Source organism: Mesoflavibacter zeaxanthinifaciens DSM 18436, assembly GCF_000422365.1.
Classification (GTDB): Bacteria; Bacteroidota; Bacteroidia; order Flavobacteriales; family Flavobacteriaceae; genus Mesoflavibacter; species Mesoflavibacter zeaxanthinifaciens.
On sequence record NZ_AULQ01000007.1, the window covers coordinates 15,996 to 36,267 of the forward strand.

General features: G+C 31.0%; 19 protein-coding genes and 2 tRNA genes. 11 read left to right on the forward strand and 10 right to left on the reverse strand.

Annotated features, from left to right (window positions below):
• Positions 1-12: 12 nt before the first annotated feature.
• Positions 13-969 (forward strand): transketolase family protein, encoded by a 957-nt coding sequence (locus H574_RS0107485; protein WP_027879986.1) that lies wholly within the window; start codon positions 13-15, stop codon positions 967-969.
• Positions 970-1,095: 126 nt separating this feature from the next.
• A complete protein-coding gene (locus H574_RS0107490) occupies positions 1,096-1,716 on the forward strand; it encodes an outer membrane beta-barrel protein (RefSeq protein ID WP_051169849.1) in 621 nt (206 codons plus the stop codon).
• A 66-nt stretch (positions 1,717-1,782) separates the two neighbouring features.
• On the opposite strand, the gene H574_RS14035 is transcribed toward H574_RS0107490, so the two are convergent.
• On the reverse strand, positions 1,783-2,850 hold the full coding sequence (locus tag H574_RS14035; RefSeq protein WP_051169850.1) for an FKBP-type peptidyl-prolyl cis-trans isomerase: 1,068 nt from the start codon (positions 2,848-2,850) through the stop codon (positions 1,783-1,785).
• Between the two features lie 80 nt (positions 2,851-2,930).
• On the opposite strand from H574_RS14035, the gene H574_RS0107500 reads away from it, so the two are divergent.
• Positions 2,931-3,305: an RNA-binding S4 domain-containing protein gene (locus H574_RS0107500; protein WP_027879988.1), complete on the forward strand. Its 375-nt coding sequence runs from the start codon at positions 2,931-2,933 to the stop codon at positions 3,303-3,305.
• Positions 3,306-3,809 carry a phosphoribosyltransferase family protein gene (locus H574_RS0107505; RefSeq protein ID WP_027879989.1) on the forward strand — a complete coding sequence of 168 codons (504 nt, stop codon included), beginning with the start codon at positions 3,306-3,308 and terminating at the stop codon, positions 3,807-3,809.
• On the opposite strand, the gene H574_RS0107510 is transcribed toward H574_RS0107505, so the two are convergent.
• The gene (locus tag H574_RS0107510; protein WP_027879990.1) at positions 3,801-4,316 is read right to left on the reverse strand and encodes a shikimate kinase; all 516 of its coding nucleotides are present in this window, start codon (positions 4,314-4,316) and stop codon (positions 3,801-3,803) included. The two genes, H574_RS0107505 and H574_RS0107510, sit on opposite strands and share 9 nt — an antisense overlap.
• A gap of 127 nt (positions 4,317-4,443) precedes the next feature.
• On the opposite strand from H574_RS0107510, the gene H574_RS0107515 reads away from it, so the two are divergent.
• From H574_RS0107515 to H574_RS0107545, 7 genes are all read left to right on the forward strand, one after another.
• Positions 4,444-4,516, forward strand: a tRNA-Lys gene (locus H574_RS0107515).
• 57 nt (positions 4,517-4,573) lie between these two features.
• Positions 4,574-4,659, forward strand: a tRNA-Leu gene (locus H574_RS0107520).
• Positions 4,660-4,776: 117 nt separating this feature from the next.
• Positions 4,777-5,688: a MerR family transcriptional regulator gene (locus tag H574_RS0107525; RefSeq protein ID WP_027879991.1), complete on the forward strand. Its 912-nt coding sequence runs from the start codon at positions 4,777-4,779 to the stop codon at positions 5,686-5,688.
• The gene (locus H574_RS0107530; RefSeq protein ID WP_027879992.1) at positions 5,678-7,144 is read left to right on the forward strand and encodes a phytoene desaturase family protein; all 1,467 of its coding nucleotides are present in this window, start codon (positions 5,678-5,680) and stop codon (positions 7,142-7,144) included. Before H574_RS0107525 ends, H574_RS0107530 begins: the two co-directional genes overlap by 11 nt.
• Entirely contained in the window at positions 7,141-7,980 is an 840-nt protein-coding gene (locus tag H574_RS0107535) for a phytoene/squalene synthase family protein (protein WP_027879993.1), read from the forward strand. Before H574_RS0107530 ends, H574_RS0107535 begins: the two co-directional genes overlap by 4 nt.
• Before the next feature lie 6 nt (positions 7,981-7,986).
• On the forward strand, positions 7,987-8,436 hold the full coding sequence (locus H574_RS0107540) for a sterol desaturase family protein (RefSeq protein ID WP_027879994.1): 450 nt from the start codon (positions 7,987-7,989) through the stop codon (positions 8,434-8,436).
• Between the two features lie 5 nt (positions 8,437-8,441).
• Positions 8,442-9,581, forward strand: a complete 1,140-nt coding sequence (locus H574_RS0107545) for a lycopene cyclase family protein (protein ID WP_027879995.1) — start codon at positions 8,442-8,444, stop codon at positions 9,579-9,581.
• On the opposite strand, the gene H574_RS0107550 is transcribed toward H574_RS0107545, so the two are convergent.
• The 8 genes from H574_RS0107550 to H574_RS0107585 all read right to left on the reverse strand — a co-directional run bounded on the left by H574_RS0107550 (position 9,578) and on the right by H574_RS0107585 (position 20,267).
• Positions 9,578-10,144 (reverse strand): TlpA family protein disulfide reductase, encoded by a 567-nt coding sequence (locus H574_RS0107550; protein WP_027879996.1) that lies wholly within the window; start codon positions 10,142-10,144, stop codon positions 9,578-9,580. The genes H574_RS0107545 and H574_RS0107550 overlap by 4 nt on opposite strands.
• 64 nt (positions 10,145-10,208) lie before the next feature.
• Positions 10,209-12,476, reverse strand: coding sequence for an aconitate hydratase (locus tag H574_RS0107555; protein WP_027879997.1), 2,268 nt, complete (start codon positions 12,474-12,476; stop codon positions 10,209-10,211).
• Between the two features lie 224 nt (positions 12,477-12,700).
• Complete coding sequence (locus H574_RS0107560) at positions 12,701-15,481, reverse strand: bifunctional aconitate hydratase 2/2-methylisocitrate dehydratase (RefSeq protein WP_027879998.1); 2,781 nt, start codon at positions 15,479-15,481, stop codon at positions 12,701-12,703.
• A 230-nt stretch (positions 15,482-15,711) separates the two neighbouring features.
• Positions 15,712-16,833, reverse strand: coding sequence for an acyltransferase family protein (locus H574_RS0107565; protein WP_027879999.1), 1,122 nt, complete (start codon positions 16,831-16,833; stop codon positions 15,712-15,714).
• A 17-nt stretch (positions 16,834-16,850) separates the two neighbouring features.
• Positions 16,851-17,039, reverse strand: a complete 189-nt coding sequence (locus H574_RS14040) for a GldL-related protein (protein ID WP_240471263.1) — start codon at positions 17,037-17,039, stop codon at positions 16,851-16,853.
• Positions 17,040-17,046: 7 nt separating this feature from the next.
• Entirely contained in the window at positions 17,047-18,000 is a 954-nt protein-coding gene (locus H574_RS0107575) for an AAA family ATPase (protein WP_027880000.1), read from the reverse strand.
• A gap of 7 nt (positions 18,001-18,007) precedes the next feature.
• Positions 18,008-19,453, reverse strand: coding sequence for a peptidylprolyl isomerase (locus tag H574_RS0107580; protein WP_027880001.1), 1,446 nt, complete (start codon positions 19,451-19,453; stop codon positions 18,008-18,010).
• Positions 19,416-20,267 (reverse strand): hypothetical protein, encoded by an 852-nt coding sequence (locus tag H574_RS0107585; RefSeq protein ID WP_051169851.1) that lies wholly within the window; start codon positions 20,265-20,267, stop codon positions 19,416-19,418. Before H574_RS0107585 ends, H574_RS0107580 begins: the two co-directional genes overlap by 38 nt.
• Positions 20,268-20,272: the final 5 nt, after the last annotated feature.

Sequence of the window (20,272 nt, forward strand, 5' to 3'; positions counted from 1 at the left end):
CAGCACAAAACAATGACAAAAACATACACAAATACAGGAAGTAAAGATACACGCTCTGGTTTTGGAGCTGGATTAACAGAATTAGGAAAATCTAACGAAAATGTAGTTGCACTATGTGCAGATCTTACAGGATCATTAAAAATGGATGATTTTAAAGCAAACCATCCAGAACGTTTTTTTCAAGTAGGTATCGCAGAAGCAAATATGATTGGTATGGCTGCTGGTTTAACTATTGGCGGTAAAATACCTTTTACTGGTACATTTGCTAACTTCTCTACAGGTCGTGTTTACGATCAAATTAGACAAAGTGTTGCATACTCAGGTAAAAATGTAAAAATATGTGCATCTCACGCAGGTATAACTTTAGGTGAAGATGGCGCAACACACCAAATATTAGAAGACATAGGTTTAATGAAAATGTTACCAGGAATGGTAGTCATTAATCCATGTGATTATAATCAAACTAAAGCAGCTACAATAGCTATTGCAGAATACGAAGGTCCTGTTTATTTACGTTTTGGTAGACCTAAAGTAGCAAACTTTACTCCAGAAGACCAGAAGTTTGAAATAGGAAAAGCGCTACACTTACAATCTGGTACAGACGTAACTATCGTTGCTACAGGACACTTAGTTTGGGAAGCGTTAGAAGCTGCAAAAACTTTAAACGAAAAAGGAATTTCTGCAGAAGTTATAAATATTCATACCATTAAACCTTTAGATGATAAAGCTATTTTAGATTCTGTAACAAAAACCGGATGTATAGTAACTGCAGAAGAACATAATTATTTAGGAGGTTTAGGTGAAAGTGTTGCACGTATTTTAGCACAACACAAACCAACTCCGCAAGAGTTTATTGCTACAAATGACACTTTTGGAGAATCTGGTACACCTGCTCAGTTAATGGACAAGTATGGATTAAATGCAGAAGCAATTGTTAAAGCTTCTGAAAAAGTAATTAAAAGAAAATAATTAAGTTAATACTTTAATTAATTTAAAGGCTTAAAACAATTGTTTTAAGCCTTTTTTAATTTAAGCTTAAAAATAATTTGGCACAATTTTCGTTTAAAAAAGTATTCACATCAAAAAACAACTATTATGAAAATTCTAAACAATGAAAACAGAACAGAAAGATTTAAACTTATACTTTTTTCTTTAGTATTATTATCTTCAATATCAATTTACGCACAAACAAATAGCGGATTTGGCTTTAAAGGTGGCTTAAATTATAATGGTAACGGTGATTACTTTGAATCTGTTTCTAATAATTATCAAAACCCAGATAGAACTATTGGTTACCATGTTGGTGTTTTTGGTAAAATAGGTAAACAACTTTACTTTAGACCAGAACTTGTTTACACATCGACTAAAAGTGATTATAATGCAGGTGAATTTGATTTAAAGAAGCTAGATATGCCATTATTAGTTGGTGTAAAAGTATTAGGACCTATTCACGTTTTTGGTGGTCCAAGCCTACAATATATCTTAGATTCTGATTTTGAAAATGCTACAGTTAGCAATATTGAAGATGATTTTTCTGTAGGGTTAAACTTTGGCGTAGGCTTAAGTTTTAATAATATTGGTGTAGATTTAAGATACGAACGTGGTTTTAATGATAACGAAGCTACTATAATTAATAATAACATAACCCTTAATAATCCTAACAGATTAGACACAAGACCAGAACAACTTATTTTAAGTTTATCTATTATGTTATAATAAAACATGTTATAAACAAAAAAAGCCACTTACTAAAAGTGGCTTTTTTTTTATTTTATATAGACATTACATTGATGGATCCAAATAATCTGGTGTACCATCATTATTACTATCTGTTAATATCGTTGTGTGTAGTCTATAATTACCTGTCGCTGAAACAAACTCTATTTTAACAAAAACTTCATTTTCGGCAGCATTATTATCATAAAAAGCTTGCGCTTCAGCTTTTGTTGTAAAAGGCGCCATACTATTATCTTCCTCGTATTGCATTGGCTCCACTTCATCTGCTGTTAAAATTTCATCTCCATCATCATCTATATCTATAAAGTTAGCTATACCATCTCCATCAGTATCATCATTGTAACCATCACCGTCTTGATCTAAATCTTCTATATAAGAAGGAATATTATCTTGATCAAAATCTGTATGATTTCTTTCAATAATATTTAATTTAAATAATATTGGAGAGTATGCGTCTATTCCTGTTACAAAATTTGAAAAATATGCTAATCCAGAAGGTATAAACACAACTCCTTTACCTTGACCTGTTATATTTACAGTTCCGTCATTATTTTCTGAATAATTAGATGCTGTTTTAAATTCAATTACACCTTCTCTAAATCCAGTTACAACACCATTTACAATTGTACCACTAGCATTATATCCTGTTGTTAAATTAAGGTTTGTAGGGTTAACATTAAAATCAAAAGACTCTCCATCTAAAGTTTCTCCTCTGTAAGTAACAACTGCTCTATCTAAAGGATTTATAGTATTACCTAAACCTTCTCTTAATGACAATATGTACAACTTGTAATCAATACCGTTTTGTTCTACGATTTTATAAGTTAATTCTGGTCTATCAATTAATGCATCTGCATTAGGATTTGAGTCATCTATAAGAGTAAACTCTACTTCAAAATCGTCATTTGATGGATTATACGGATCAGAAAAATCAAATTCTTCGTAGTTATAGGTATAGTTTGATAAAAACTCTTCTATTTCTAAAATATTTTCATTGTAAACTTCTGTTTCATCTCTCTCTTCAATTACGGTAGTATTATCATCATCATCATTACACGCAAAATTAAATATTGCTAATAGTAAAACAGCTAAAGTGATTTTTCTTAATTTCATTATTGTTATTTTTGAGCTTGCAAGATACATTTTAATAGTATTTTGCACAATAACGTTAACGTCTATTTTAGATTTTTTGTATGAGAGTTGATAAATATTTATGGTGTGTAAGGTATTATAAAACAAGAAACCAAGCTTCTATTGCTTGTAAAAAAGGTCATGTTAGGGTAAATGGTGATATTGTTAAACCAAGTAAAGAAGTTTATGCAACAGATAAAATAGAGCTAAGAAAAAATCAGGTAAATTATCAAGTTACCGTTCTTGATATCCCTAAAAACCGTGTTGGAGCTAAAATTGTTGATATTTACAGATTAGATACTACACCTAAATCTGCTTTTGAAACTCAAGAATTACTTAAATTAGCAAAAGATTATTACAGAAAAAAAGGAAGTGGTCGTCCAACCAAAAAAGACAGGAGAGATTTGGACGATTTGGATTATAAAAACCAACAATAAATGACAACTTTAAATAATACTATATTAACAGCTTCAGAAATTGATCAAAAATTAACCCGCATTGCTTATCAAATTTATGAAGCAAATGTTGACGAAAGCGAAATAATCTTAGCCGGAATAGAGGCTAATGGCTATATTCTTGCTAAAAAACTAAAAACAAAACTTACTAAAATATCTCCTATTAATCCTGTTTTATGTAAGGTTACTATTGATAAGAAAAAACCATTGAATCCAATTAAAACTTCTATCAAAGCAGAAGATTACACTAATAAATCTATTGTATTAATAGATGATGTTTTAAATTCTGGATCTACATTAATTTACGGTGTAAAACATTTTCTGGATGTACCTTTAAAACAATTTAAAACTGCTGTTTTAGTAAATAGAAATCATAAAAAATTTCCTGTAAAAGCAGATTTTAAAGGCATTTCTCTCTCTACTTCTTTAAATGAGCATGTACAAGTAGATCTAAAAGATAACGATTGGAAAGCTTACTTAGAATAGTTTAAGAATTATTTTTTCTGCTATATCTTCTATTCTTTCTGAAGCATTAATCCTAACATCTGCCATATTATAAAAATAAGAACGCTCAAAAAGATGTTTAGCTATAAACTCTTTTATTTCTTCTTCATTATTAAGATGACTAATTAAGGGGCGCGTATTATCTTTTAATAATCGCTGCGTTAAAACATTTAAATTTACGTTTAAATATATGGTTTTAGTATTAGTGTTACTTTTTAACCATTCCATGGTATCATAAAAACATGGTGTTCCTCCTCCTAAAGAAAGCACATAATTTTCTTTATTATTAACTATTTCTTTTAAAGCTGTGTTTTCTAATTTTCTAAAATAAATCTCTCCTTTTTGACTAAATATTTCTTTTACAGATAAGTTTTCTTTTTTTTCAATGTAATTATCCAAGTCAATAAAGCTATAATTCAACACTTTAGCTAAATAATTACCTATTGTAGACTTCCCTGAAGCCATATATCCTATTAAAATTAAATTCATCTTAAGCCTTATTTACTGATTATAAACGTCTTATCGTAAAGTGCAGCAAAAAAACAAAAAAAAATGCAATTTAGGGTTGGAATATTAATAAAAGCTCTTATATTTGCACCCGCAAACAACAAACAATGACCGGGTAGCTCAGTTGGTAGAGCATCTCCCTTTTAAGGAGAGGGTCCTGGGTTCGAGCCCCAGCCCGGTCACAAAAAAAAGTTAAGCTTAAAAGCTTAACTTTTTTTTTATCTTTATTTTAAAATTTAGCGCACGTGGCGGAATTGGTAGACGCGCTAGCTTGAGGGGCTAGTGATTGTTATTAATCGTGGAAGTTCGAGTCTTCTCGTGCGCACTACTACTCCTTAAAATCTTTTATTTTGTCTTCATTAGTTTTTAATTGTTAATTATTTCAAAAAAATAAATTGTTTTTTATCAGTTTTACGTTTTGTTTAATTATTTTTACAAAACAATGAACAGTATTAAAACAAACTTTAGTATTAAGGATCTCGAAAATCTTTCGGGAATAAAAGCGCATACCATAAGAATTTGGGAAAAACGCTACAACCTTTTTAAACCTAACAGAACTGATACCAATATTAGATATTACAGTACCGCTAGTCTTCAAAAAATATTAAATATTAGTTTTTTAAATAAAAACGGATACAAAATATCTAAAATAGCAAGTCTTGATGAAAACGAAATTTCTTCACTTGTAAAAGAAATAGCAGAAAGTAAAGATCCTAACAATCATTCTATAAATTTATTAAAATTGGCAATGATTAACTTTGATCAAAGCCTTTTTAATAAAACCTTTTACAAACTGGAGGAAGAAATGTCATTTAAAACCATTTTTTTTGATGTTTTTATTCCTCTTTTAGATCATATAGGATTATTATGGCAAACAGATACAATAACACCTGCTCACGAACATTTTGTAGTTGAAATTATTAAAAAGAAGATTTTAGTCGAAACAGAAAAAGCTTACAAGATTAATACACCAGACTTAAGTCAAAAACCATATGCTTTATTCTTACCAGATAATGAAATGCACGAGCTTGGTTTATTATTTACAAATTTAGAACTAACTTTAAAAGGTAAACATGTTATCTATTTAGGACAATCTGTACCTATTAAGAGTTTAGAGTTTTTACTAACAAAACATAAAGACATAACTTTTATTTCAAATTTTACAGTAAGCCCAGAAAACGAAAACATAGAAGATTATTTAAATAATTTCTCAAGCACTTTATTAAAAAATAATAAATGCAAACTTTTAGTATCAGGAAGACTATTAGGTACAAAGTCTAACATTTCTAACTCAAACATTAAAACTTTTGAGTCTACAAAAGACTTAATTGATCATATTAATAATGAAAAATAAAATAGCAATAATAGGTTCTGGGTTTTCTGCTTTATCTGCTGCATGTTATCTTGCTAAGGATGGATTTAATGTTTCAGTTTTTGAAAAAAATGATACTGTAGGAGGACGTTGTAGACAGTTTAAAAAAGATGGATTTACTTTTGATATGGGACCAAGCTGGTATTGGATGCCTGATATATTTGATAAGTTTTTTAATGATTTTGATAAAAAAACTTCAGATTTTTATCAGCTAGACAAGCTTTCTCCTGCGTATAAAATTTTCTTTAATGATGAAGTTATCACCATAGGAGATACAATGGAGAAAATTTGCGAAGAATTTGAACGCATAGAAAAAGGAAGTTCAATTCCTCTTAAAAAATTTATAAATAAAGCTGCAGATAATTATAACATTGCCATAAACAAAATTGTATTAAAACCAGGTGTTTCACCCTTAGAATTGGTTACTAAAGATACTGTTACTAGACTAGATCAATTTTTTAAAACAATAAGCAGTGATGTTAGACGCCAGTTTAAAAACCCTAAACTAATATCTACTTTAGAGTTTCCTGTTTTGTTTTTGGGTGCAAAACCAAGCAATACACCTTCTTTTTATAGTTTTATGAATTACGCCGATTTTGGCTTAGGTACTTGGCATCCTAAAGGCGGAATGTATCAAATAATTCTTGCAATGAGACAACTTGCAGAAGAATTAGGTGTTTCAATAAATGTAAACTCTAATGTTACTAATATTAATGTTGAAAATAATACATCAACATCAATTACTGTTAACGGTAAAACTTTAAAGTTTGATGTTGTTTTAAGCGGTGCAGATTATCATCACTCAGAAACGTTGTTAGATAGAAAATATAGACAGTATTCAGAAAAATATTGGAACAATAAAACCTTTGCTCCTTCTTCTCTCCTATTTTACGTAGGTTTTGATAAGAAATTGAAAAATGTAAACCATCATAACTTATTTTTTGATACCAACTTTGAAACGCATGCAGAAGATATTTACGATAATCCAAAATGGCCTAAAGAACCTCTATTTTATGCCAATTTCCCATCTGTAACAGATAACAGCATGGCGCCTAATGGTAAAGAAAATGGTTTTTTCTTAATACCAATTGCTCCTAACTTAGAAGATACACCTCAATTAAGAGAACAATATTTTGATATAATCATGTCTCGTTTTGAAAAATTAACTCAACAAGATGTTAAAAATAGTATTATCTTTAAAGAAAGCTTTTGTGTTAAAGATTTTATTGAAGCATATAATTCCTACAAAGGAAACGCATACGGAATGGCTAATACGCTAACGCAAACCGCTTTTTTAAGACCAAATTTAAAGAGTAAAAAAGTTAACAACCTCTACTTTACAGGACAATTAACTGTTCCTGGTCCAGGTGTGCCGCCAGCACTTATATCTGGAAAATTAGTAGCAGAATTAATCCAAAAACACCACCAAAAACTATGAAAGCAATATTTGATTCTGTGTCGTACAATTGTAGTAAAGTTGTTACTACATCTTACAGCACTTCGTTTTCTTTAGCTACAAAAATGCTTGCAAAGTCTATCAGACAGGATATTTATAATATTTATGGTTTTGTGAGGTTTGCAGATGAGATTGTAGACACTTTTCATGATTATGATAAAGAAACTTTATTTAACAATTTTGAAAATGATTTAGAATTAGCTCTAAAAAACAAAATTAGCCTAAATCCAATATTAAATGCGTTTCAACATACATATCACAAGTATAACATCGAAAAACATATGGTTGATGCTTTTATGAAAAGTATGCGACTAGATTTATCTAAAACTAAATACACTACAGACCAAGAGTATAAAGATTATATTTATGGTTCTGCAGACGTAGTTGGACTAATGTGTTTAAAAGTCTTTGTTAAAGGAGATAATGATCAATACGAAAAACTTAAAGACACAGCAATGTCATTAGGTTCTGCTTTTCAAAAGGTGAATTTTTTACGAGACTTAAAAGCTGATCACGAATTACTTGATAGAACTTATTTCCCAAATACAGATTTAAATAATCTAACTGAAGAAGATAAACTATTCATCATTAATGATATTGAAAACGATTTTAAAAAAGGCTTAGAAGGTATAAAACAATTACCTATGGAGGCTAAATTTGGAGTATTTATGGCTTATAGATACTATCACCAGTTACTGGCAAAGCTTAAAAAAACACCAGCATTAGAAATTAAAAATACTAGAATAAGAGTACCAAACTACAAAAAGGCAGAACTTTTAACTAGAAGCTACGTAAAGTATCAGTTAAATTTATTATAATTAGACATGAAAACATTGTATTGGATATTAATATTTTTAGGCACATTTTCTATCATGGAATTTATGGCATGGTTTACACATAAATACATCATGCACGGATTTTTATGGTCACTACATAAAGACCATCATCTAAAAGATCACGATAGCTGGTTTGAGCGTAATGATGCCTTTTTTATCTTTTATGCAATTGTAAGTATGACTTGCTTTTACTTATGGAGTTACGAAGATATATGGTATACATTACCAATAGGCTTAGGCATTATGGCTTATGGTGCAGCTTACTTCTTAGTACACGATATTTTTATCCATCAACGCTTTAAAATGTTTAGAAATGCTAATAATTGGTACGCACGTGGTGTTAGACGTGCACACAAAATACATCACAAGCATATAGGCAAAGAAGATGGAGAAAACTTTGGCATGTTAGTCGTACCATTTAAGTACTTCAAAAAATAGACTAAATGTCTCAAAAACATTATGATTATATCATAGTTGGCAATGGTTTAGCTGGACTTCAATTAGCCTTAGCTTTTGCCAAGGATTCATATTTTAATAATAAATCCATTGCTTTAATAGACGCTTCTACTAAAACTGAAAATGATAAAACTTGGAGTTTTTGGGAACAAAACAATAGCACTTTTAGTCATTTAACTTACCAATCCTGGCAACATGCAACTATCTACGCAGAAGACCAAAAAATAAGCTTAAATCTAAAACCTTATACTTATAAATCTATACGTGCAATAGACTTTTATACGGAAGCTAAAGCACAACTCAATCAGCAAGACAATATTACATTTTTGGTGGAAACCGTGACTTCGGTTAAAGAAAAAGAAATAGTTGAAGTCACAACCAAAACAAACAACTATACGACAAATCATGTTTTTGATAGTCGGATTCCAGACGCGTTTTTTAAAGATGAAAAAGCCACAACTTTAATACAACATTTTAAAGGCTGGATTATAGAAGCTGAAAACGATGTTTTTAATGAAAACAGCTTAACAATGATGGATTATCGATTAAAAGATAATAATCAAACAACCTTTATGTATGTGTTACCGCATACAAAAAATAAAGCGTTAGTAGAATTTACATATTTTACGGAAAACACTGTTAAAAGTGACCATTACGACAACTATTTAAAGCAATATATTTCAGAATATTTAAACATTAATAATTATAATATTGTCGAAACTGAAGTTGGTCAAATACCAATGACAACTTTTAATTTTCAATTGTTTAACTCTTCCAAAATCACTAAAATTGGTACAGCTGGCGGTTGGGTAAAACCTTCTACGGGATATTCTTTTAAACTCACAGAAAAAAGAGTTGCAAAAATTATTGAGAATATAAAAACCAATCAACCAACCACAAACGGATTTTTTAAAAACAAGTATAAATTTTACGACAAAGTATTTTTACAAGTTTTAAAAGATAATAATGAAAAAGGCGAATGGGTTTTTAATCAATTTTACAGTAAAAATAGCACACCAACCATGTTTAAATTTTTAGATGAAGAGTCTTCACTTTTTGAAGACATTAAAATTATGTGGTCGTTATTTAGTTTCAGTTTTATTAAAGCTTTTTTTAAAACGCTTTAATCGTTTAAAAGCTTATCTAAAGTTGCTCTAACTTTATCTCCGTTCCAATTAGCAACTCCTGTTTTATCAATAACAATCTTACCGTTTTTATCAATTAAAAAAGTGCGTGGTATACTTGATACTTCAAAATCTGGATGATTTGACATTGGATAATACACCTCTAAACTATAACCATTTTTGGTCAAAAATGCTTTCACTTTTTCACTATCATCATTGGTGACAAATAAAAATTCAACTTTATCATTATAATCGTTATAAAGTTGATCTAAGTCAGACATTTCTGCAATACATGGCGGACACCAAGTTGCCCAAAAATTAATAAATACTACTTTATTTTTAGCTGAAGAAAAGTCGTAAATATTACCGTTAACATCTTGTAAAGTCCATTGGTAGGTTTGCAACTGGATTCGTTCATCTTCAGCTTCTATACTAGGAGAAAATACAGACAAGCCTTTTTGTAGTTGAATTTGTATAAACTGTCTTGATTGCGGAATTATTATTAACACAATAAATAACCCAAACAGAATATTATTTAAAGTAAATTTTGGTTTAATAGATTTCATTATAAAATATATGAAACAAAAAACTCCTGAATATTCAGGAGTTTTTATTATTTAATTAAATAAACTATGCGTTTTGAGCTGCAATCAAATTTAAAGCAGAACCTGCTTTATACCATTCTATTTGAGCTTCGTTATACGTATGATTTACTTTAATAGTGTCTTTACTTCCGTCTGAATGTACGACTTCAATATGAAGTGGTTTATTAGGTGCAAATTCATTTAAATCTAAGAAGTTAAATGTATCATCTTCTTGTATTAAATCGTAATCGGCTTCATTATCAAACGTTAAACCTAACATACCTTGCTTTTTAAGGTTTGTTTCATGAATACGTGCAAAAGATTTTACAATCACAGCAGCTACACCTAAGTGCCTTGGCTCCATCGCAGCATGCTCACGTGAAGAACCTTCACCGTAATTATGATCACCAACTACAACCGTCCAAACACCTTCTTTTTTGTATTCGCGTTGTGTATCTGGTACGCCGCCATATTCACCAGTTAATTGGTTTTTAACAAAGTTTGTTTTCTTATTATAAGCATTCACAGCTCCAATTAAACAGTTGTTAGAAATATTATCTAAATGACCTCTAAAACGTAACCAAGGTCCAGCCATACTAATATGGTCTGTGGTACATTTTCCAAAAGCTTTAATTAATAATTTAGCGCCTGTTATTGAATCACCGATTGGTGTAAATGGTGTTAATAGTTGTAATCTTTCAGAATCTTCTGCAACTTTAACCACAACGCTACTACCATCTTCTCTTGGTTCTAAATAACCGTTTTCTTTAACTTCAAAACCTTTTGGTGGTAATTCCCAACCAGTTGGTTCGTCTAACATCACTTCTTCTCCATCTTCATTAATTAATTTATCTGTCATTGGATTAAAATCCAAACGACCAGCAATTGCAATAGCTGCTGTTAATTCTGGAGACGCCACAAAAGCATGTGTATTTGGGTTACCATCTGCACGCTTAGCAAAGTTTCTATTAAACGAATGAACTATACTGTTTTTTGGTGCATTTTTAGGATCGCTATATCTTGCCCATTGACCAATACAAGGTCCACAAGCGTTAGTAAATATTGTAGCATCTAATTTTTCAAAGATTTCTAAAATGCCATCTCTTTCTGTTGTATATCTGACTTGCTCAGAACCAGGATTGATACCAAATTCTGCTTTAGTTTTCAGCTTTTTATCTAATGCTTGTTGCGCAATAGATGACGCTCTTGATAAATCTTCGTAAGACGAATTTGTACAAGAACCAATTAATCCCCATTCTACTTGTAAAGGCCAATCGTTATCTGTTGCTTTTTTAGTCATTTCTTTACCAGCCGGAGTTGATAAATCTGGTGTAAATGGTCCGTTTAATAATGGATTTAATTCAGATAAATTAATTTCAATCACTTGATCAAAATATTGTTCTGGATTAGCATATACTTCAGGATCTGCTGTTAAGTATTCACGCACTTTATTTGCTGCATCTGCTACATCAGATCTATCTGTTGCACGTAAATAACGCTCCATAGAATCGTCATATCCAAAAGTAGAAGTTGTAGCTCCTATTTCTGCTCCCATATTACAAATGGTTCCTTTTCCTGTACAAGACATAGATGTTGCTCCAGGACCAAAATACTCTACAATTGCACCAGTACCACCTTTTACAGTTAATATTTCGGCAACTTTTAAAATAACGTCTTTTGGCGCTGTCCAACCTGACAATTTACCTGTTAACTTTACACCTATTAACTTAGGAAATTTAAGTTCCCAAGCCATTCCTGCCATTACATCTACAGCATCTGCACCACCAACACCAATAGCTACCATACCTAATCCACCAGCGTTAACGGTATGAGAATCTGTACCAATCATCATTCCTCCAGGAAACGCATAATTCTCTAATACCACTTGGTGAATAATACCTGCTCCTGGTTTCCAGAAGCCAATACCATATTTATTAGAAACTGATTCTAAAAATTCAAAAACCTCTTTACTTACATCGTTTGCATGCTTTAAATCTTTTTCTGCACCATCTTTAGCCTGAATTAAGTGATCACAATGCACCGTAGTTGGTACAGCTACTTTATCTTTACCGGCTTGCATAAATTGCAATAATGCCATTTGTGCTGTTGCGTCTTGACAAGCAATTCTATCTGGTGCAAAATCTACATAATCTTTACCTCTTGTGAAAGCTGTTTTTGGAGTTCCGTCCCAAAGGTGATTGTATAAAATCTTTTCAGAAAGTGTTAAAGGTTTTCCTACAACGTCACGAGCAGCATCTACTCGTTCTGCCATTTGGCTATATACCTTTTTAATCATGTCAATATCAAATGCCATAAGTTTTGTTTTTTTTGTTTGTCTTAAATTTATTAAAAAAAATGATATGATTTGAGTCCAAATACTATCATTTTTATAGATTTTTAATTTAATAAAATTCTTTCATTTTTATCATAAGAAAAGGTTAATAATACCAATTACCACTTAATTTCATTATTAAATTGAAAAGCAAAAAAAAGCTCGAATTGAAAATTCGAGCTTTTGAATATAAGTTATTATGACTATTACGCCATTACTAATTGCTTTTGAGATGGTTTGAATTTAGTTAATACAATACCATCTACTGCAGCTTCGTATTCTTCCATAGTTGGTGTACGACCAAGAATAGTTGATAATACTACAACTGGTGTTGATGATAATAATGATTCCCCTTTTTTACCATCGGCATCTTTTACAACACGACCTTGGAATAAACGTGTAGATGTTGCCATTACTGTATCTCCAGGTTCAGCTTTTTCTTGATTACCCATACAAAGGTTACAACCAGGACGCTCTAAATACAACATGTTTTCGTATTTAGTACGTGCAGCTGCTTTTGGTGCGTCATCGTTAAACTCGAATCCTGAGTACTTTTGTAACACTTCCCAATCACCTTCAGCTTTAAGCTCGTCTACAATATTGTATGTTGGTGGCGCTACAACTAATGGCGCTTTAAATTCTAATTTACCGTGTTGAGCTTCGATATTTTTTAGCATTTGCGCTAAAATTTTCATATCACCTTTATGTACCATACATGATCCAACGAAACCTAAATCTACTTTTTTAGTTCCGCCATAGTAAGATAATGGTCTAATGGTATCGTGTGTATAACGTCTTGAAGGATCTTCGTTGTTTACATCTGGATCTGCAATCATTGGTTCTGCGATTTCATCTAAATCGATAACCACTTCTGCATAATATTTAGCATCTGCATCTGGCTTTAATGCTGGTTTAGAACCAGATTTAAGCTCTTCTATTCTGTTGTTTGCTTTATCTACTAAACCTTGTAGCATTTGCTTTTCGTTATCCATACCTTTTTTAATCATGATTTGGATACGATCTCTAGCAATTTCTAAAGATTCGATTAACGTTTCTTCTTCCGAAATACAGATAGATGCTTTCGCTTTCATTTCTGCAGTCCAATCTGTAAATGTAAAGGCTTGATCTGATGTTAACGTACCAATGTGTACTTCGATAACACGACCTTGGAATACGTTTTCGCCATCAAATTGCTTTAACATTTGCTGTTGCGTTGCATGTACCACATCACGGAAATCCATGAAGCTTCTCATGCTACCTTTAAACGTTACTTTTACAGACTCAGGAATTGGCATTGTAGCTTCACCAGTTGCTAAAGCTAATGCTACAGTACCAGAATCGGCACCAAAAGCAACACCTTTAGACATACGTGTGTGCGAATCTCCACCAATAATGATATCCCAATCGTCTACCGTAATATCGTTTAATACTTTATGAATTACATCTGTCATTGCGTGATAATGACCTTTTGGATCACGACCAGTAATTAAACCGAAATCGTTCATAAACTTCATTAAACGCGGAATGTTAGCTTTTGATTTGTCATCCCAAACAGAAGCTGTATGACAACCAGATTGGTAACCAGCATCTACAATTGGTGAAATTACCGTAGCTGCCATCATCTCTAATTCTTGAGACGTCATTAAACCTGTAGTATCTTGAGAACCTACAATGTTTACTTCTACACGAACGTTAGAACCAGCGTGCAATGTTTTTCCTGGTGTCGTACCAACAGCGTTTTTATTAAAGATTTTTTCTACTGCTGTTAACCCTTGGTTTTCTACAGTAATTTCTTTAGATGCTGCGTACACCTGAGGTATTTCAATACCTAAAGCTTTACAAGCAAAGGTTTGTAATTTTTTACCAAAAACGACAGCGTAAGATCCACCAGCTTTGATAAACTCCATTTTTTGTGGTGTTAATGCTGTTGAAATATCTTTAAGCTCTTGATCTCCGTTATATAATTTTTTCTCTTTTGTATTAATTGTTAAAACCGTACCTGTTTTTACAGAATACACCTCTTTTAAAATTGGCTCACCATCTGCATCTACAACTGTGTTACCGTTTTCATCTTTTTGTTTTACCCAGTTTTTAAGGTCGATTCCAATTCCTCCTGTTACACCAACTGTAGTTAAAAAGATTGGTGCAATACCATTAGTACCTGCAATTACAGGTGCAATATTAATAAATGGTACATAAGGTGATGATGGAATACCTGTCCATAATGCCACGTTATTTACACCAGACATACGAGAAGATCCTACACCCATTGTTCCTTTTTCTGCAATAAGCATAATACGTTTATCTGGATGTTGCTCTTTTAAAGCTAACACTTCTTGTTGCATGTCTTTGTTATGTTCAAAGATAGATTGACCATGTAACTCACGATCTGATCTTGAGTGCGCATCTGCACCTGGTGATAATAAATCTGTTGAAATATCACCTACACCAGCAACATAAGTTACAACTTGAATTTCTTCTTGAACTTCTGGAAGTTTTGTGAAAAATTCTGCTTGTGCATAGCTCTCGATTATTTCTTTTGCAATCGCGCTACCAGCTTTCATTGCTTCTTCTAAACGCTCGGTATCTGCTTCGTATAGAAACACTTGTGTTTTTAATACTTTAGCTGCAGCTTCAGCAATTGCTTTATCTTCACCTAAAGCTAAATCCAAAAGTACTTCTACAGATGGTCCACCTTTCATGTGAGATAATTGCTCGAAAGCAAATTCTGAAGTAATTTCTTCTACTTTAGTTTCACCTAAAATAATTTCTTTTAAAAAGTCTGCTTTTACACGTGCAGCACTTGTAGTACCTGGTAAAACGTTATATATAAAAAAGTTTAAAGAATCTTTTCTATGCTCGTTATTTTCATCTTTTATTTGCGCTATAATTTCGCTTAATAATTCTGCGCCATCAATAGGCTTTGGATGTAATCCTTGAAGTTTACGAGCTTCAATTTCTTTAAGGTAGTCGTTGTAAGTATTCATATAAATATATTCAGTGTTAGTTATACTGAAAATTGCAATTATAGAATAGGCAATTTAAAGTTTTGCAAAAGTAAGAAATCTTAAAGAAGATAGAAAATGTATAACAAAAAGAGAGAAATACTAAATTATTTTCAATATATAATCAAAATTTAATGCAATTTTTATAATAACAATAATTTGAACAGCTTTAAAATAATAAATTAACAATATTATGCTTAATAAGGAAGTTGTTATTTATTTAGATTGTCTCTAAATTCTATGATAGGACGCTCAAAATAAGCATATAAAATATAAGACAATACAAAAGAGGCAATCCAAAAAATTATTAGCATAATTAATTTGAAAAGGATTGAACTATGCTCTAGACTTACAAAATGTTTTAGAGTTAATAACACTATAGAATAATTAACTAAATACAATGAATATGACCATAAACTTATTTTGGTCACAAAATTTACTTGTTTGGTTTTCCAAGTTGAAAACACAGGAAAAAACAACAAAATACTTATTGAAACTAATGGTAAATACCAAACATTGAAAAAGAAAGAAAACTGATTAGGTTGCAACTGATTTTTATAAATTAAATAATGGAGTCCTAAAAATAATACACTACCAAATCCAAAACTAAACCATTTGGTTTTGGACCAAAACTGAGCATAGTAATAACTAATAAATGCACCTAAAAACCCAAAGTAAATACTATCTATTCTAGTAAAAACTACTTTACGAAGCGAATGACTCCAATTAAAATCATGAGGAATATTTGTATAACTATAGTGAAATATTAGCTTATTTACAATGAAGTACACTATTACCAAAGTTGTCATTAATAAAAACATCCATTTATTAAGCCTTTTGAAGATTAAAGCAAAAAGCATTAATATTATTGGTCCTAATAGATAAGCAAATTCCTCAATAGTTAAACTCCAAGATTCTGTGAAAAAATCAGGCATTTCTTCAAAGACATTTTGAAGAAAAAAGAAATATTTATACAACTGGTTTGGGATTTCATTTTTATAAAAAAAAGCTAACCCAATATTTATTAGTAAAATTAGGTAGTAATTAGGTAATGTACGCAACCAACGTCTTAACCAAAACTGTAAGAAATGTTTAGGTTTAGTATGTTTGTTTTCTATATGTTTTATAAGAATTGTACCTATTAAAAACCCGCTTAAGACAAAGAAAATATCAACACCAATTGTGCCAAAAAACTGGATAAATTTTAGTCCTGTAGCTTCAGAATTTGGAAACAATAAAATTGTAGAGTGTGAACAAAGTATAAGTAAAATAGCGACTGCTCTTACAACATCTAAACCAAAAACACGGTTTTTATATGTTGTAATCGCTTTCAAAATATGATAAGGAGTTTTTAGTACTTATTGCGGTAAATCTTAATTAGTACAATAATAGCATAAAAAAGTGCAGCAAACTCAACAAAAGTTCCGATGGTTAAAATTATATTTCCGTATGGCCAATGTTGAATTTTAAGCAAAGCTCCAACTATAGTTAATCCAAAACCAAGTAAAAGAAGTAATAATGGGATTAGAAATTTTTTCAAATTCATTTTAAAATAAATCTTTAATTATTTCTTCTATAGTAATACCTTCTGCTTCTGCTTTGTAATTTTTAATCATTCTATGACGTAAAATACTAGTCGCAACAGCTTGTACATTTTCTATATCTGGTGAAAACTTACCATTTACAGCAGCGTGTGTTTTTGCTGCTAAAATTAAATTTTGTGATGCTCTTGGTCCTGCGCCCCAATCTACGTATTGCTTTACTAAGTCTGAAGCCGCATTGCTATTTGGTCTTGTTTTACCAACCATTTTTACAGCATATTCTATAACATTGTCTGCAACAGGTATACGTCTAATTAATTGCTGAAAATCTGTAATTTCTTGTGCTGTAAATAGTGCATTTACTGTTGGTTTAGCATCTGTTGTTGTTGCTTTTACCACTTGCACTTCTTCTTCAAAAGTTGGATATTCTAAATTAATAGCAAACATAAAACGGTCTAATTGTGCTTCTGGTAATGGATAGGTTCCTTCTTGCTCAATTGGGTTTTGTGTTGCTAACACAAAGTATGGTAAGTTTAATTTGTAATGATGCCCAGAAACTGTTACTGCTCTTTCTTGCATCGCTTCTAAAAGTGCTGCTTGTGTTTTTGGTGGCGTACGGTTAATCTCGTCTGCTAAAATAATATTAGAAAATATTGGTCCTTTAATAAATTTAAACTGTCTATTTTCATCTAAAATTTCGCTACCTAAAATATCACTTGGCATCAAATCTGGCGTAAACTGAATGCGTTTAAAATCTAATCCTAATGCTTGAGAAATAGTATTAACCATTAATGTTTTTGCTAATCCTGGCACTCCTATTAATAAGGCATGACCACCAGAAAATATAGAAATTAATATTTGGTTAACTACATCGTCTTGACCAACGATTACTTTGGCTACTTCTTGTTTTAAGCTATTATATTTTGAGACTAGATTTTTAACTGCAGTTACGTCTGACATGTATGTTTTATTTTTTTAACCAATTACTTTTAAAATCGCAGTTTCTGTTAGAACCACTAATTTTAATGTATGTTTCGTTTATTTTTTCTTCTAGCCAATCTTCGATTGCTTTAATACGCTTTTCATCTAAGGCTAGTTCTTTAATTTTTAAATAATCACGTGCATAATCTGCTACATGCTCATCTATTCTATCTGTTACCGTAACTAATTTAAACTTAATAGCTCCTGTACGATCTTGGTCTGTAATAACAGGACTAATTTCGTTATTTTCTAATTCTTGGATTTGCCCATATAATTCTGGGTCCATTTTTGTTAGCTCAAAATTGTAATCCTGTGTTTGTGGATTTATTAATTGTCCTCCTTGAAATTTAGTTTCTTTTTCGTCACTAAATTCTTTTGCTGCTTCTGCAAAAGTCATATCTCCGCTAACAATAAGCTCTCTTACTTTTTCTAACTCTTTCTTAGCTTCTTCTATTTCTTTTTCAGACACTTTAGGCATTAATAAAATATGACGTACATCGTATTCTTGACCTCTAATTTTTTCTAGATAAATAATATGGTAGCCATAATCTGTTTTAAATGGCTCTGAAATTTGTCCTTCTTGTAATGAAAAAGCAACTTCTCTAAACTCTTTTACCATACGTGGTTTACTTCTGTCTAAAGTATATAGTCCACCTGTTTTTTTAGATCCACCGTCTTCTGTATATAGAACAGCTCTACTGGTAAAACTTTTTCCTTCTTCTTCTACTTGTTGTTTAAATTCGTTTAATCGATCTATAACACGTTGTACTTCTTCATCAGATACTTTAGGCTCTATAACTATTTGTGCTACTTTAAGTTCTGTTCCAAAAGTTGGACGTTCTTCTTTTGGGATTTTATTAAAAAACTGACGCACTTCTTCTGGCGTTACTTCAACTTCATCAATAATTTTCTTTTTCATTTCAGTAGCTAGCATGTTGCTTTTATTGATTTCGAACATTTCTTCTCTAAAGCTAACTTCGTCATCTTTTCTGTAAAACTCTAAAAGCTCTTCCATGCTTCCGTTAGTTTGTTGTAAAAACTGATTGATTTGTTGGTCTACTCTAGATCTAATTTCGGCATCATTAACCTCAATACTATCTTGTATAGCATGATGTGCATACAATTTATCTTCTAAAAGTTTACCAAATAATTGACAACGATCAAAATTTGCCATAGATGCACCTTGATCTTTTAATTGTAACATGGTTTTATCAATATCGCTATCTAAAACTATGTAATCTCCTACTACTGCAGCTACACCATCGATTTTTGTTGCACCAGAATCTGTAACAGTATCTTTGCTTACTACTGGTTTTGTTTCGTCTATAATTTCTTGTGCTACACTGGTACTAGCTACTGCAAATAAAAACGTTAATACATATAACGCTTTATGTTTAATTGTAAATTTCAAATTGTTTGTTGTTAATGGCATCTTTCTTAATATCCTTTTCTAATTGCTTTATTAATTCCAGCTTGCGTTTATTGATAACAATCTGGTTAATAGTTGGCTTTACGTATTCTAACGGTGCTGTACTGTTGCGCAACAACACGTCATTTATTTGCATCAAATATAGTCCTAATGAATCTTTGAGTTGTATAAAATTAGATTTTTTTAACAATTCGTCTTTATTTTCAATAGTTACTACTGGAATTTTATTGATGGCTTGATCTAATCTAATCCAAACAGAGTCGTTTAAAGTGAAGGATTTAAACTGAATTGCTATCGAGTCTAACTCTTTCTTATCCTTAGTATTAAATCGTTTAAACTTTTTCTTTATATCTTCTAAATCTAAACGATTTGGTTCTACGTTTATGTATCTAAATTTGATTAAATTTTCGTTTAATTTAAAGGCTTCTTTATTGCTTTCGTAATACGTAGATGCAGCTTCTAATGACACTACGGTATCTAAGTTTTTAGCAACCAAAGCTTCTAAATATGCTTTACTATATAAATCGTTTTTGTATTGTTGAACTAAACGATCAAACTTTTCTAATTTTTTATCACTTAAATTAACTTCTGCTCCTTGCACCAACAGTTGTTGGGTTGCCCATTGATTAATAAAATTATTTGCAAAAATTGTACTGTCTTCTACCGAAAGATTTTCGGGTAATGCTTTTTTTAAATCTTCATTAAAAAGATAAACATCATTAACTCTAGCTATAGCTTCTTCTTCCTCTGTAGACCTAAAATAGTCGCAAGATTGAAAGAGGCATAAAATTATTGCTATGTATATATATTGCTTCAAATATG

Bases quoted from the DNA above. Each gene is read 5' to 3' on its own strand.
- H574_RS0107510 (WP_027879990.1), bottom strand. From the start codon at position 4,316: ATGAATTTAATTTTAATAGGATATATGGCTTCAGGGAAGTCTACAATA.
- H574_RS0107575 (WP_027880000.1), bottom strand. From the start codon at position 18,000: ATGTCAGACGTAACTGCAGTTAAAAATCTAGTCTCAAAATATAATAGC.
- H574_RS0107540 (WP_027879994.1), top strand. From the start codon at position 7,987: ATGAAAACATTGTATTGGATATTAATATTTTTAGGCACATTTTCTATC.
- H574_RS0107545 (WP_027879995.1), top strand. From the start codon at position 8,442: ATGTCTCAAAAACATTATGATTATATCATAGTTGGCAATGGTTTAGCT.
- H574_RS0107560 (WP_027879998.1), bottom strand. From the start codon at position 15,481: ATGAATACTTACAACGACTACCTTAAAGAAATTGAAGCTCGTAAACTT.
- H574_RS14035 (WP_051169850.1), bottom strand. From the start codon at position 2,850: ATGAAATTAAGAAAAATCACTTTAGCTGTTTTACTATTAGCAATATTT.
- H574_RS0107525 (WP_027879991.1), top strand. From the start codon at position 4,777: ATGAACAGTATTAAAACAAACTTTAGTATTAAGGATCTCGAAAATCTT.
- H574_RS0107555 (WP_027879997.1), bottom strand. From the start codon at position 12,476: ATGGCATTTGATATTGACATGATTAAAAAGGTATATAGCCAAATGGCA.
- H574_RS0107535 (WP_027879993.1), top strand. From the start codon at position 7,141: ATGAAAGCAATATTTGATTCTGTGTCGTACAATTGTAGTAAAGTTGTT.
- H574_RS0107550 (WP_027879996.1), bottom strand. From the start codon at position 10,144: ATGAAATCTATTAAACCAAAATTTACTTTAAATAATATTCTGTTTGGG.
- H574_RS0107490 (WP_051169849.1), top strand. From the start codon at position 1,096: ATGAAAATTCTAAACAATGAAAACAGAACAGAAAGATTTAAACTTATA.
- H574_RS0107505 (WP_027879989.1), top strand. From the start codon at position 3,306: ATGACAACTTTAAATAATACTATATTAACAGCTTCAGAAATTGATCAA.
- H574_RS0107580 (WP_027880001.1), bottom strand. From the start codon at position 19,453: ATGCCATTAACAACAAACAATTTGAAATTTACAATTAAACATAAAGCG.
- H574_RS0107500 (WP_027879988.1), top strand. From the start codon at position 2,931: ATGAGAGTTGATAAATATTTATGGTGTGTAAGGTATTATAAAACAAGA.
- H574_RS0107485 (WP_027879986.1), top strand. From the start codon at position 13: ATGACAAAAACATACACAAATACAGGAAGTAAAGATACACGCTCTGGT.
- H574_RS0107530 (WP_027879992.1), top strand. From the start codon at position 5,678: ATGAAAAATAAAATAGCAATAATAGGTTCTGGGTTTTCTGCTTTATCT.